This is a genomic window from Ktedonobacter robiniae, from assembly GCF_016587375.1.
Classification (GTDB): Bacteria; Chloroflexota; Ktedonobacteria; order Ktedonobacterales; family Ktedonobacteraceae; genus Ktedonobacter; species Ktedonobacter robiniae.
The window spans coordinates 2,099,951-2,114,012 of sequence record NZ_BNJG01000001.1 but is presented as its reverse complement, the minus strand read 5'-3'; the positions used below and the strand labels follow the sequence as shown (position 1 = coordinate 2,114,012).

Below are 14,062 nucleotides of genomic sequence, written 5' to 3'. Positions count from 1 at the left end.
TTGGGCGTGGTGTGTAGGGCGACGCTGCTAAAGCACGCGTCTACATATGGCCCATATGCAGACGCGTGCTTTAGCAGTATCAGTCGGAGAACCATGAAACTTTTGGCTACTCTCTAACGAGCTATTTGATAAGATGGCTGCAATTTGCGTCTAACTCTCTGGGGGATTTCTTGCGCCTCTGGCGCACCTCACTCCCAATAAGAACCACTTGTTGAGTCTATTTTCATCTACTGATTCGTATCATAGATGAAGGAACCGTCCTGTGTTCTCAAAGTACTGTCGAGATAAAGGCATAACTCCTAAGAGAGCCTTGAATGCGGGTGCAGCGTCGCATTATTTCCATAGGCATTGGTGTGTTCTGGTAATTCTGCTCCATTGTATGGTAACATTACACATGGTGTCTTGCGTAACGCTTTCTTATATTGTCTGGTCTGATCATACCTTTGTATGTGCCAGGTGTACTCTTGAGATAAGAGGGGTAAATTTGCTTCCCACCTGGAGGAAACAATTGTAGCCGGTCTCCCAGGCTATAACAGTAAGCACCTGTTAGAAAGGACAAACCTCATGCCCACGCGGATGAAGACGGATGTTCATCTTCCGCAGTTGAAGCATGCGCGTCGTCTGATTATTGCTTCCAATCGCGGTCCCGTTGAGTTCCAACTCGGCCAGGATAATACGCTCAAAGCAAGACGTGGCGCAGGTGGAATGGTAACTGCCCTCATTGATGTTGGGAACCAACTCGATATGACATGGGTTGCGATGACCATGACCGAAGGCGATCGCATGATCGTCAAGGAGATGGAGCAACATGGAGGCGTAATGCCTTCTCCATTACGTGGTCAGAAGATGAAACTGCACTACGTCTCGGTTCCCAAAACAACCTACCGTAAGCATTATGATAAGATTAGTAATGAACTGCTCTGGTTCCTACAGCATTATATGTATGATCCCGTTCAAAGCAACATGCGACAGTTGCAAGACGCCTGGGAGAATGGGTATTGCGAGGCCAACCAGGCTATCGCGGATGCTGTAGTCGACGAAATTGAGCGCGAAGACTCGATGCCAGTTGTTATGCTACATGACTATCATCTCTACTTAGTCTCCTCGCTCATTCGCAAAGTTCACCCCTCAATCGTTATTCAGCAGTTTATTCATATTCCCTGGCCCGATGTTCGCTGCTGGCATTTTCTGCCAAGTAATATCACCCAGGCTATCTATAGCGGTCTGGTAGGCAACGATATCGTTGGTTTTCAGACAGAACGCGATGCACGCAACTTCCTGGAAGGGGCACGCACCCTCTTAGAGGGGGCCGTGGTGGATTTTGAAGAGGGGGCTGTCTGGTGGCAGGGCCACCGCACGCAGGCGCGAGCCTATCCCATCTCGATCTCCGTTCATGAAGAGCGACGCGTTGTGAAAAGCGCGCCCGGCAAACGTGCCGCCGAGGAGATGAAGTCTCTCCTCAACGAATTTACGATTATGCGCACAGATCGTATTGAGCCCACTAAGAACATTCTTCGTGGCTTCCAGGCATATGATTATATGCTTGAGGAGCATCCAGAGCTGATTGGTCGCGTGAACTTCCTGGCTTTTCTGGTGCCTTCACGCCAATCATTGCCCATCTACCGCCGTACAACTGTGGAGGTTCAGGCGATTGTAGAGGAGATCAATCAGAAATACAGTACCGACGATTGGACGCCTATTCGCGCCTTTTATGGCAATGATCGTGTACGGGCCCTTGCGGCTATGCAGTTCTATGATGTGCTGCTGGTTAACCCCATTATTGATGGTATGAACCTGGTTGCCAAAGAAGGGCCGGTCGTCAATCAGAGAGATGGGGTGCTGGTGCTCTCGCGTACCGTTGGCGCGTTCCAGCAACTCGCGAAGGGGTCGGTTCCTACCTCGCCCACAGATGTGATGGAGACAGCGCAGGCGCTCTATAAGGCGCTGACAATGTCGAAAGAGGAGCGTCACGCGAAGGCGACCTTCACATGCCAGGCGGTGGAGCGTAGCAATCTGACAACCTGGCTCGCGAAGCAGATCAATGATATCAATGATCTCCTTGAGCGTGAGCCAGCGGAGACGCCAGTTGAAGAAGCCGAAGGTTCCCCAGACGATGTCGTCGCGAACGTAGGGTAGAGACTTTTCGTAGCGAACTGAGCGAACTCTTTAGATAGATAGATGAATAGATGCCAGTAGCCCACAAGCTGGCTTCTCGCACCCTCGATAGTATCCTCATAGAGGTCATCTATATATCAGGATTGGAAGCACCTTCGGTGGACGCAATGGTTGCGTCATCACCGAAGAGCGGGCTTCTATTTTCTCTTCTCCCCTCCCACTCTACTCCTCATGCTTTCCGGATTGCCGCAGTGTAGCCAGCATATCCCGTATCTGCCGCAGGCGTTCTACCATGCCGGGCACCTCGTCCACTACTTCGTCCGCGCTTGTCAGCAGTTCGGGTAGGGCGTCTGTATGCCGGACGGCGATGGTATAGCCGGTGAATCCCTCCTGGCGTAGCTCACGTACCGCGTAGATGGCGTTGAGGTCGGTGCGGTCATCGCCCGCGAAGACCACGCCACGAAGCCGCTTGCGTTCTATATAGCGCTTGAGCGCCTCACCCTTGTTGATTTTTAAGGGCGCGAGTACCTCGACGACACGCTTTCCCTCGTCGATCACCATACCCTCCTGGCGCGCAGGCTCTTCGAGTAGCGCCAGAATTTGCTCACGTATCTCCTCTGGATTGGCACACTGACGATAGTGAATGGAGCCGCCCACGCTTTTGGCCTGGACAATAATGCCGGTTTCATGTGCCATTTCGCGCTCTACCAGGGTCAGCAGGCGCTTACCAGGCTCTACATAATTCAGCGCTTCGGGCACAAGCTGGATCTGGGCACTGCTTGTCGGCAGGTCCTCGCTCCACTCCAGTCCATGTGTTCCTATATATGTCAGTCCGGAAACCTGAACCATTCGCGCGCCATCCTCTGCGGCCCGGCCCGTCATAATGGCTATTTCGGCGTAGCTAGCCAGTTCAGTAAGGAGCTCAGCGACGCCCGGGTAGAGCCGGGCCTCTGAAGGGGTGGGAACGATCTCGCTTAGGGTACCATCAATATCAAAAACCAGTCCCAGCGGCCGCTGTGCCAGAACATCTTGCAATTGTATCTTGTTCATACATGCCTTTCTCTCCTAAATACGGAGCCGTCCCCCCTATTATAGTCAACTAAAAAGAAGTCCGCTGGGCAATTTGCCCAGCGGACTTCTTTTTAGTTGACTATAATTTCTATTTCGTTCTCTGTGCCTGGCTGAACCTCTATTTGTGAGCCATGACGGTGCACGTGGAAGTGTACATGCTGGTCACCTATGTAGATGCCGCGTACCTCCAGCATATTGACCCAGGAGGGTAAGGTCGGTTGTTCAAGCACAAGCCGCTTCTGCTCGGCGTCGGCGCGCAGGCCAAGGAGTGCGTTAAAGATCTGTCCAGGTGCGCCCGTGGCCCAGGCCTGAGGTGAGCAAGCGACAGGGTAGCGCGTCGGACCAAAGCCCTCGCGCTGGATAAAGCCACAAAACAGCTCGGGCAGGCGCGCATCCTCGAAGTGCTGACTGGCCTGGTAGAGTCCTTTGAGCAATTGAGATGCCTCAGACTTGCCGCCGTAGCGTGCGAAGCCAGCTCCAACCATGGCCGTATCGTGTGGCCAGACAGAGCCATTGTGATAGCTCATAGGATTATAGCGAATGGCGTTGGCCGAGAGGGTACGCATGCCCCAGCCATTGAACATGTCCTCGCGCATCAGGCGCTCGATGACCAGCTTTGCCTGCTCTTTGGGGACAATCCCGCTCCAGAGGCACTGGCCCGCGTTGGAGCTAACCGTCTTGCAAGGCTTCTTCTCGCGATCCAGCGCGATATAGATGCTCTGCTCCTCTTCCCACCAGAAAGTACGCATGAAATTGGCCTGAAACTCGCTTGCCTTCTGCTCCCAGCGTTCAGCTTCATCCTGGTAACCCAGGCGACCGGCCAGGTAATGCATATTGCGATACGCGGCAAAGGCGTAGCCTTGAACCTCGCTGAGCGCGATGGGAGAGCGAGCCAACTCGCCGTTCTCATGAGAGGTGGAGTCCCAGGAGTCCTTCCAGCCCTGGTTTAGGATACCGCTATCAAGGATACGGTGGTACTCCAGGAAGCCGTCACCATCTTTGTCGCCATACTCAATCATCCAGCGCGCGGCCAGTTGCGCATTTGGCCAGAGCTGGCGCAGAAAATCGAGGTCATTGGTCCAGCGAATATACTCGCCGAGGGTGATGAGGAAGAGCGGTGTGACATCGATACTTCCATAGTAAGGCACATAGGGAATCTCGCGGCAGTTTGCCATCTCGCCTGTGCGCATCTCGTGGAGCATCTTGCCTGGCTCTTCTTCAGTGAAGTCGTCAGTTTTTGTACCCTGGTGCATAGCCAGGAAGGCTAGCGTGCCGCGTGCGACCTGGGGGAACCAGGGAAGATATTGCAGGCAGGTAATCAGGCCATCGCGCCCAAAGGGACAGGAGAACCAGGGAATACCCGCATAAGGATAGTAGCCATAAGGCGTCAGTGTGCAGAGCATTAACAGGTCATCCATCCCACGCTTGAGTAGGCGATTCAAGAGATAGTCATCGGTATGTATTGTTGGTCGTTCAAGAGGATGAACACCCTCAACTTCGATATGTTTGGCAAAGCGTTCGGCATTAAGCTCGCGCAGTTGGGCGCGCATCTGGAGCACGACTGGTTTGCCACGCTCAAGCTGGAGCGACCAGTGGACGCGATCCTCACTGATATATTTGCTATGTGGCGTAAAGGTAATTTGCGTCTCGCGAGTGACCTGGTCACGTCCGATATAACTCAGAGTTACGCCCTTGTCGGTAAGCTGGGCTGGCTGTAACTGACCACGCTCTTCGCGCTTGAGTCCGCGCACCTCAAAGAGGTCGCAGAAGTCGCTACCAAACTTGAGGCTAAAACGGAGCGGTTGTGGAAGCTCGCGAAAGCTTGTAATGGTAAAGGTCTGGATCAGCTCCTCATTATGTAGCTCCAGAAGTCGACTGACATAGATTTCGCCTTGCTCAATGAAGGTGTCCGCGTCGACTCTGAGCGCTGGATTCGTTAAATCTACCTGGCTGGCAAGCCCCGCTGGTGAGATGTGGTGAGAAAGCATGGCCAGAGGGTGACCCTCCAGAAAGAAATTACTCTCGCGGAGAAAGCGCGTCCCATGCCAGTAGAGACCCATAGCCTGGTTCGCGCCCAACAAATCGCCACGTATATTGGCGACAAGAAAAGCATCTCCGCTCTTCAAAGTAATGTGTGTGGCGCTTGAATGGGCCTTTTCTTCGACTATCTCTGGTTGCTTGAAGGCTCCATCGGGGCCTTCTTCTGCTGGAAGCAGCAGTACATCTGGCTTGTGATCCGTCATAATACTAATAACTTTCTACCTGATACTTCGCTACGATGCGTTAAGAGTGAATAGTCACGCCAGGCGCGCGAAACGCCAGGAGTGTGAGGGGTACCCGGTATGTTATATGCTTCCTGCCCGTGTTACACCCTTCCAGGGGCTAGCTTTAATTGTACCGATGCTAAAGTTCAGACATGTTTCAATATCTGAATGCGACTTTCTTCTCCTCTGGTTAAGGGCAGAAAGTGACGTAGCGTGATACTACGAGAAAGACATCTTACCAGAGAGCACTCTAGCGTGCTTACAGGCTTCTGCAAGCGTCTCTATGCCTGAGTTAACACAGAGATTAGAGAAATAATAACAGGGAAACGCTTTTGATGATGGGGGCTGGCAAAAATGTGTAGTGCTCTCCTAGTACTCATGGGCTGTTTGTTTGCTTGTAGGCATATAAGGTTTCTCTCGGCCTTCAGAAAAGAGAGCGAAGGGTGCATAGGACTTTTTGGCCTAATGTATGCTACAATAACCCCATGTTAAGAACACTTACCGCTACACGCTATGTGACACCCTTACGCGAGGGTGGCTCACTGCCCGCGATTGTAGAGGCCGATGATGATGGCCTGTATGTGCTGAAATTTCGCGGCGCCGGCCAGGGACCAAAGGCCTTGATTGCCGAACTGGTTGCTGGCGAGATTGGTCGTGCGCTTGATCTCCCCGTGCCTGAAATTGTTTTTGTGGAGCTGGACCCTGTGCTGGGTCGCTCTGAGCCAGATTTTGAGATCCAGGCCCTGATCAAGCAGAGCGCGGGCCTGAACCTGGCGCTAGATTACCTGCCGGGCGCGCTGGCCTTTGATCCACGCGATGCGCGTGAGCTAGACCCATTCCTGGCCGCCTCCATTGTCTGGTTCGACGCCTATGTCTCCAACGTGGATCGTACGCCACGCAATACGAATATGCTGCTCTGGCATCGCCGCCTGATCCTGATTGATCACGGATCCTCGCTCTATTTTCACCATATGCCAATCAACTATATGGAGCGCAGTCGTACCCCATTTGCGGCTATCAAAGACCATGTTCTCCTACCTTTTGCCAATGGCTTGCAAGAGGTGGACGCGCGCATGAAGGCTTTATTGCCCGTTGCGCGCCTGGCCGATATTGTCGCCGCCATCCCTACATCCTGGCTGGAGAATGACGAACGTTATATCGATCCCGATGCGCATCGAGCCGCATACCTGGCCTATTTACAGGATCGTTTGTTGGCTTCACATGTTTTTGTAGAGGAGGCGTTGCATGCCCGCGAACAGCTCGTATGATTACGCCCTTGTGCGTGTAGTGCCAAGCGTGGAGCGTGGTGAGTGCCTCAATGTGGGTGTGATCCTCTTCTGCCGCACGCGCCAGTTCCTCTGCGCGCGCATCGAGCTTGATGAGCACCGCCTGCTCGCGCTCGATCCAGATATCGACGTGGCGGCGGTACGCGAGCACCTGGAGACCATCGCCTTGATTTGTGAGGGGAAGGCGGAGGGGGGGCCAATCGCGCACCTCTCGCTCTCCGAGCGTTTCCACTGGCTGGTCGCGCCGCGTAGCGCTATCATCCAGATCTCGGCGGTCCACTCAGGCCTCTGTAGCGATCCTGCCGCAGCGCTCCAGCACCTCCTCGATACCATGGTCCGTCTACGCAAGCAGAAGATAGTGCGAGCATAAAGAAGAGATTGAGAGCTGGCACTAGTGGGAAATAAAGTTCGGCTTATGGTATGTTTATTTAGAGCAGAGAATAAAAATATGTTCTCTAATCATAAGGAGTATGAGCATGAGCACACAGGAACGTACCTCGGGAAGCGTCACGGTTGGCGACCAGGCCCCTGACTTTACCCTTCCAACCTCTAAAGGCGACAAGGTCAACTTGAGCGACTTTCAGGGACAAAAGAGTGTCGTTTTATATTTCTATCCAAAAGACGATACCCCAGGCTGCACTGCTGAAGCCTGCTCGTTCCGCGATAGCTACGAGGTCTTTCAGGAGGCGGGCGCGGAAGTGATTGGCGTAAGCTCAGATTCGAGCGAGTCTCACGAAAACTTCGCGAAGAAGAACAACCTTCCCTTTATTCTCGCCAGCGACGAGGGTGGTGCGCTTCGGAAGAGCTATGGAGTTCCCTCGACGCTTGGTCTCTTGCCAGGGCGTGTGACCTATATTATTGATAAGCAGGGAGTTGTGCGCCACATCTTCTCGTCGCAGTTCGCGCCGCAGAAGCATGTTGATGAGGCATTAAAGATTCTAAAACAATTTTAGATTAAAACAACTATAGATGATACAAAAGCGGCTCTCGGTGTTCGCCGAGAGCCGCTTTTGTATCATCTATAGTTGTTTTTGCTGTTGTGTATATTGCTGCTGGTGGGCGTTGAGGAGCTGGGTGAAGTTGTCGGCGACCTGGTGCGAATCGATTACGGCGTTGATGCGGGCAATGGCCTCACGTAGTTGGATGTGCAGGTTGTCCTGAGGAGGGATGATGCCCTGGTTGGCAACCAGCAGCAGGGCCGCATTGGCGACGATGAAGTCACGCCTAGGCCCCTGCTCCTCACCTGAGAGGATATGCCATATATCGCTCTGAGTGGCTGCTAAATCTACTTCTTCGCGAATATCCGCAAGTTGTGCGCGTGTCAGGCCGATATCCTCCGGTGAGCATTCCTCAAAAATGACCTCGTCGCGTGTGACCTGGATGAGCAGGTTGATGGGTTGCTGGGGATCGGAAACGCTGGAGGCATTGGAGAGCTCATCAATGCCATCATAGCAATGCACAATGATGCCCTCGCTCTCCAGGTGAAGATAGAGTGAGAGCACGTAGGGAAGCATCGCCAGGCTACAGACGCCCGTGGAGTGGTGAGCGGGGCGAAGGACCTGGGCGTTAGGTGAAACAATCTTGAAGATATCCAGCGTAAGTGGGGTGGTGCGTAGCGTCTCCTGCCAGTTGGGGTCGCCTACGTTACAGCGCTGAGTTAACTGCTTCATGGCTTCGTGCCAGAGTGCCTCGCGTGCCTCTTTGAGTGCCTGGGAGTAGGGGAAATTTAAGGCCGAGAGTGGAATAAAGGTAAAGCCGTTGCTATCAAGCTCTTGATTAAGTGTAGGAATAGATAAGTGCGGGTGCCGATAGCCAAAGGTCTCCATCGCCTGGGCACTACCATGATAGGAAGTAACGTTGGTGGTGCCGGTCTTACAAATTTTTACCAGGGGAGCAGCGACAATCGCGGCGGCTGTGCTAGCGTGAATTGTTTTGCAGAAGTCACCGCCGCTACCGAAGACGTGGTCGTGTGTGTGCAGAAGCGATAGATCCTGTTGCTTGCTCTGTAGAAAATGTTCAACGCGTGTGCGCAGGTGATCGGCCAGAAAGTTGACCTGGTTTCGCCCGATATGTCCATTGCCCGGCGAGAGGAGCCGCAGGATTTCTAGCAGCTCCTGTGAACCCTGTTCTGGATCACTACAGGCGTCAAAATAGCGTGCCAGCGCCGCGTTATCGGGTGGATCGAGCTCTCGCTCGTGCCCCAGGAAACTGGCGAAGGTCTCGCGCAAAGGCCCAAGCTGGCGGAGTATAGCCTCCTCATGTTTTGCATCTTCAAGAGAAGTAAAGAGGCGATAAAGGTCGCCTTTCTGCAAACGGACCTGCAATCTATGCCCATAAGCTGGCAATTGAATACTACTTCCCATATGTTGTTGCCTTACTTTGATGCTAGATAAAAATTATGAAATGCCAGAGAAAATTCTAGTTTTGTTATTGTGCTGAGAAAACCAGTGAGCTGTGACCTTCTCGGTGTGCAGGCTCCTTTATATCCAGTATAAAGTAAGGCATAACTATCATCCTGTCAACAGGTAAACGAAAAGTCATTCAGCGGGATTTTCCAGCTTATGCTGAAGGGCCAGGCGTAGGTGCTGCATCGTTTTATTTTTGCGTGCGACCGAGAGCGAGGCGCGCAGGCGCTGCGTCTCAACTGGATGCTCAGGCCATTGAATGTCATCCAGATCAATATTGTGTTTATGGCAAACGGCGCGCAACTGTTGCGGATCATCGAAGCGCTCTTTGATTGAGCTGAGCATGGCATAACGCTGTGTTTGTGGTAGCTGCACTATGGCGTTAATGGCTAGCTCCAGCCAGTGAGTGGCGTCTTCGTTATGCTCCACCACTTCAGCGGGATCGGGGTCCTGGTTGCTCGTATGAAAGGTCTGAGAGATGTTGCCCTGGAAGAGCTCGCCATCATCGTCAAGGGTAAGCTGACTGCATGGTTTATATTGGCGCGCGAGCGAGACTGTTTCATTGAAGGCCGCCCGGCTGATATAGGCCCTGGGATTTTCGATGGTGTGCTGGCGCAGCACGAGCCAGCAATGCAGGCGCAGGCTTTGCTTCACATCATCCACGTCCAAATCATATGTCTCGGCGCGGGCCATACTATTCTTCCGGCTAAAGCGGCGCTGTGCCTGAAGACTGATGTAGCTGTCGTACTGGTCAAAAAAGCGGTCTATCTCTTGCCCACCAGGATATAGGGGAGGTTCTGTGTCTACTGGCACCGCCATGGTCGCTTGCATGATCGAGTCTCCTTATATGGCTTACTGCTGTGGTGTCCATCCATGGGTGTTACTTTACTACGTGGGGTCTTCCCTACAGTAAAAATTGTTTTTGTTTTTAAAGGAGAACAGTAAAAATTGTTTCTTTGTTTCATTGTTGCTTACAAAACAATAATAACATAGAAAACTATAAGAGGGCAATACATTACTGAGCAATTTTTGTTGACAAAACTATTTTGTTCTTACTCTTTTTGCGTTATACTGTGAAAGAGGAGGAAAACGCGATGGGTCGAAAAGAAAAGCATATCGAACTTGAGAATGGGGAGGCAACCTCGGTAGGGGCCAGGATGCGCCTGGCACGCCAGGAGAAGGGCATTCGCCTCTCTGATATGGCGCGTCAGATAGGCTACACCAAAAGCCGACTCTCCGCAGTTGAAAATGGGTATGGCCGCCCTTCGCAAGAACTACTCCTGGCATATGAACAGGCGTTAGCACTTGCGAGAGGAACGCTTCTGGAGCAGATCGGCAAACCTGTGATCGTAGCCCAGCCTGTCACGGCTGGCATTGGCAGTAGTGTGCTACATCCAGATATGGAGATGCAAAGGCATGGAACTGAGCCTGGTGAAGAGGAACTGGAGACGCCCAATCATAAGCGGGCCGCGCATCTAGATGTAAGCGAGCAGGCCACGGTACTAGAAGCTGCTCGCGCGCAGGAGCAGACCAGTGAAGCGCCCCGTATCACAAACTTCTATGGACGTAACCAGGAACTGGCAACCCTGGAACAGTGGTTAGCACAGGATCACTGTCGTATTGCGGCGATCCTGGGCATTGGTGGAGTTGGCAAGACAACGCTAACCTCTATGCTTAAGGAACGCCTGAAAGAGACCTTTGATTTTGTCTATTGGCGGACACTCCAAAATGCACTACCACTAGAAGAATTTCTCGTAGACTGTATCCGCTTTCTCTCTGGCCTGGAACAGGTAGAGCTGCCAGATGACGTTGGTGATCTGATTAAACAGCTTGGTTCATATTTACGTGCCCATCGCTGCCTCTTGATCCTGGATAATATGGAGACCATTCTGGCGAGCGGCCAGAGTGTAGGAAGCTATCGCCCGGGCTACGAGGGATATGGCGAGTTTATTGAATATGTTGGCAATAGCGAGCATATGAGTAGCCTGGTGCTGACGAGTCGTGAGTTGCCCCAGGAGGTAGAGTTCTGGAATCATCCCCGGCGACAGGTGCTTCATCTATCCGGTTTTGGCCTGGATGAGGGACGTATGATCCTTCAAGAACGCGAGCTCCTTGGCAGCGAGGAGGACTTTTCCCGGCTGATCCAGAGCTATGCTGGAAACCCCCTGGCGCTCAAACTGGTCGCCGCGCCCATCCGCGAGGTCTTTGGTGGAGATATCGCAGAGTTTCTCGCCGAGCGTGGCATGGTGATTGGCGATGTCTATGACCTCATTGATAAACAGTTTCATCGCCTCTCAGACGAGGAACGCGAGATGATTTACTGGCTGGCGCTGGCCTGCGAGCCGGTCTCTCTGAATGATATTTCCAAAGAGATTGTGCGTCCCGTTCCGCGTCGTATGCTCCTTGCTGCCCTTGATTCTCTACGCCGGCGCTCTATGATTGAGAATAGCAGTGGCGCACGCTTCGGCCTCCAGCCTGTCATCATGGAGTATGTGACCGATGCCCTGGTGAGCAGCTTCTGTCGTGAGATTGAGCAAGATGAATACGCGCTCCTCACCAGCCACGCCCTGGTGCGGGCCGAGGCCAAGGACCATATCCGTAACAACCAGGTGCGCCTCTTTCTGGAGCCAATCGCGCTTCAACTCCTCACGCGCCTGGGAATGGTGGAGTGTGGGGCGCGGCTGAAGACGATGCTGCGCAATCTCCAGCTACAGCGCCCGCAAACGCCTGAATATGTGGCGGGGAATATTCTCAACCTGCTGGTCCAGCTTAAGATTGACCTGCGTGGCTATGACTTCTCTAACTTGGTAGTTTGGAACGCCTATCTGCAAGATGTCTCGCTCCCCGAGGTTGACTTTTCCAATGCCCAGTTGGAGCGCTGTGTCTTTAGTGATACCTTTGGTAGTATCCTCTCAGTGGCCCTCAGCAACGATGGGGAGCGCCTGGCGGCGGGAACTGCTAATGGCGACGTCAGATTGTGGAACGCGCATACGGGTGCGCCGCAGGGCATCTGTCAGGGGCATACTGACTGGGTGCGCGCGGTCGATATTCGCTACGATGGCAAGCGTGTGATCAGCGGCAGCGATGATCAATTCATTCGCCTCTGGGATACCAGGACTACACAGTGCTTGAAGACCCTGGTGGGTCATACCAACCGCATTCGTTCAATCGCCTTCGCACCCGCAGGCGACCGGGCGATCAGCGGTAGTGATGATATGACCTTGATGCTCTGGGACCTGGAGAAGGGCGAGTGTCTGCGCATCTTTCGCGGGCATGAGAGCCGCATCTGGTCTGTGGCTTATAGCCCGGATGGAGCCTATGTTGCCAGTGGGAGCAGCGATTTTTCTGTGCGTGTCTGGAATGTGGAGAGTGGCGCGTGCGTGCGTGTGCTCAAGGGACATAGCGGGCGTGTGCACTCTGTGACCTTCAGCCCCGATGGGCGTTACCTGGCGAGCGGAAGTGAGGACCAGATAATATGCCTGTGGGATCTACAAAGCGGTGAGTGTGTACAAAACCTACAGGGACATACCGGGCGCATCTGGCCTGTGCGCTTTAGCTATGATAGTAAGCAGCTTGCCAGTGGTAGCGAGGACCGCTCTATCCGTATCTGGGATGTCGCTAGCGGGACGTGCCTCTCCACACTCAGGGGGCACCATAATCGTGTCTGGGCACTGGCATATAGCTTTGACAACCGCGTCATCGTCAGTGGCAGCGATGACCAGACCATTCGCATGTGGAACTGCGAGGACGGCCAGTGTTTTAAAACGCTCCAGGGTCATAGTAGCCGTGTGCGCTCGGTGCGCTTTAGCCCGGATGGCACACGCCTCTTAAGTGGTAGTGATGATCGCGCCGTGCGCCTCTGGGATGTGGCAAGTGGCCAGAGCATCAAGACTCTGCAAGGCCATAGCACCTGGATCTATGCTGTGGCCTACAGTCCTCATGGCAATATTGTCGCCAGTGGCAGTGATGACCAGACCATTCGCCTCTGGGACGTGAATACTGGATACTGTCTACGTACCCTGGGAGGGCATGAGAACTGGGTGCGCGCCGTCGATTTCAGCCCAGACGGTACGCAGCTAGTGAGTGGTAGCGATGATCAGACTGTGCGCCTCTGGCAAGTCAACACCGGTCTCTGCATACGCATCTTACAGCATCGGCAGAGCCGCCTGTGGTCGGTCGCCTTCAGCCCGGACGGCCATACGATTGCCAGTGGGGGTGAGGACAACGTCGTGCGCCTCTGGCACAAGGAGACGGGTGAATGCCTGAGAGAGCTGCATGGGCACGAGCGGCGTGTGCGCTCCGTCACCTTTAGCCCGGATGGCCTGGTGCTGGCAAGCTGTAGCGATGATAGTACAATCCGGCTCTGGGAACTAGCGACCGGCAAATGTGTACGCATCTTTAAGGGTCATATCAACTGGATCTGGTCGGTCGCCTTCAGCCCCGATGGGAGCTGCCTGACCAGCGGTGGGGATGACAATAGCGTCAGATTGTGGGACGTCGCAAGCGGGCGCCTGCTCTGGACGGGAAGCGAGCATAACAAGCGCATCTATGCCGTGGCCTTTCACCCTCAGGGGCATATGGTTGCCAGCGGGAGCTATGATGGTACCATTCGCCTCTGGGACGTGCAGAATGGCGAGTGCTTCAAAACGCTCCGCCGGGAGCGCCCATACGAGCGCATGAATATTCGCGGTGTGACTGGCATCTCATCCGCCCAGCGTGCCATGCTCCGCGCCCTTGGAGCCGTGGAGGAGTAATAACATTTGAGATAGATGGTGCGCCCTGGCAACCTTCGATTGCCAGGGCGCACCATCTATCTCAAATGTTATCTATACCCGCCTCAGGAGAACATTGAAAAGTAGTTGGCCCATATGGCAATGTGCTAGTATATAGCAGGGAAGAATATATTTGGAGAAGAATACAC

At 53.6% G+C, this 14,062-nt stretch carries 9 protein-coding genes; 5 read left to right on the top strand and 4 right to left on the bottom strand.

Annotated features, from left to right (window positions below; genetic code table 11):
* Positions 1 to 564: 564 nt before the first annotated feature.
* Positions 565 to 2,136 (top strand): alpha,alpha-trehalose-phosphate synthase (UDP-forming), encoded by a 1,572-nt coding sequence (locus JMJ04_RS08800; protein ID WP_201370160.1) that lies wholly within the window; start codon positions 565 to 567, stop codon positions 2,134 to 2,136.
* Between the two features lie 201 nt (positions 2,137 to 2,337).
* Here the strand turns inward: JMJ04_RS08800 and otsB are convergent, their stop codons facing one another.
* Positions 2,338 to 3,165: a trehalose-phosphatase gene (otsB, locus tag JMJ04_RS08795; RefSeq protein WP_201370159.1), complete on the bottom strand. Its 828-nt coding sequence runs from the start codon at positions 3,163 to 3,165 to the stop codon at positions 2,338 to 2,340.
* Positions 3,166 to 3,257: 92 nt separating this feature from the next.
* On the bottom strand, positions 3,258 to 5,429 hold the full coding sequence (locus JMJ04_RS08790; RefSeq protein ID WP_201370158.1) for an amylo-alpha-1,6-glucosidase: 2,172 nt from the start codon (positions 5,427 to 5,429) through the stop codon (positions 3,258 to 3,260).
* Positions 5,430 to 5,935: 506 nt separating this feature from the next.
* Between JMJ04_RS08790 and JMJ04_RS08785 the strand changes: the two genes are divergently transcribed.
* The 3 genes from JMJ04_RS08785 to JMJ04_RS08775 all read left to right on the top strand — a co-directional run bounded on the left by JMJ04_RS08785 (position 5,936) and on the right by JMJ04_RS08775 (position 7,689).
* The gene (locus JMJ04_RS08785; protein ID WP_201372347.1) at positions 5,936 to 6,718 is read left to right on the top strand and encodes a HipA family kinase; all 783 of its coding nucleotides are present in this window, start codon (positions 5,936 to 5,938) and stop codon (positions 6,716 to 6,718) included.
* Entirely contained in the window at positions 6,696 to 7,106 is a 411-nt protein-coding gene (locus tag JMJ04_RS08780; RefSeq protein WP_201370157.1) for a DUF3037 domain-containing protein, read from the top strand. The genes JMJ04_RS08785 and JMJ04_RS08780 overlap by 23 nt, the downstream gene beginning before the upstream one ends.
* Positions 7,107 to 7,206: 100 nt before the next feature.
* Positions 7,207 to 7,689 carry a peroxiredoxin gene (locus tag JMJ04_RS08775; protein WP_201370156.1) on the top strand — a complete coding sequence of 161 codons (483 nt, stop codon included), beginning with the start codon at positions 7,207 to 7,209 and terminating at the stop codon, positions 7,687 to 7,689.
* 66 nt (positions 7,690 to 7,755) lie between these two features.
* Here the strand turns inward: JMJ04_RS08775 and JMJ04_RS08770 are convergent, their stop codons facing one another.
* Positions 7,756 to 9,099: a hypothetical protein gene (locus tag JMJ04_RS08770; protein WP_201370155.1), complete on the bottom strand. Its 1,344-nt coding sequence runs from the start codon at positions 9,097 to 9,099 to the stop codon at positions 7,756 to 7,758.
* A gap of 174 nt (positions 9,100 to 9,273) precedes the next feature.
* A complete protein-coding gene (locus tag JMJ04_RS08765; RefSeq protein WP_201370154.1) occupies positions 9,274 to 9,972 on the bottom strand; it encodes a hypothetical protein in 699 nt (232 codons plus the stop codon).
* A 263-nt stretch (positions 9,973 to 10,235) separates the two neighbouring features.
* Here JMJ04_RS08765 and JMJ04_RS08760 point away from each other — a divergent pair, with 263 nt between their 5' ends.
* A complete protein-coding gene (locus JMJ04_RS08760) occupies positions 10,236 to 13,895 on the top strand; it encodes a WD40 domain-containing protein (protein WP_201370153.1) in 3,660 nt (1,219 codons plus the stop codon).
* Positions 13,896 to 14,062: the final 167 nt, after the last annotated feature.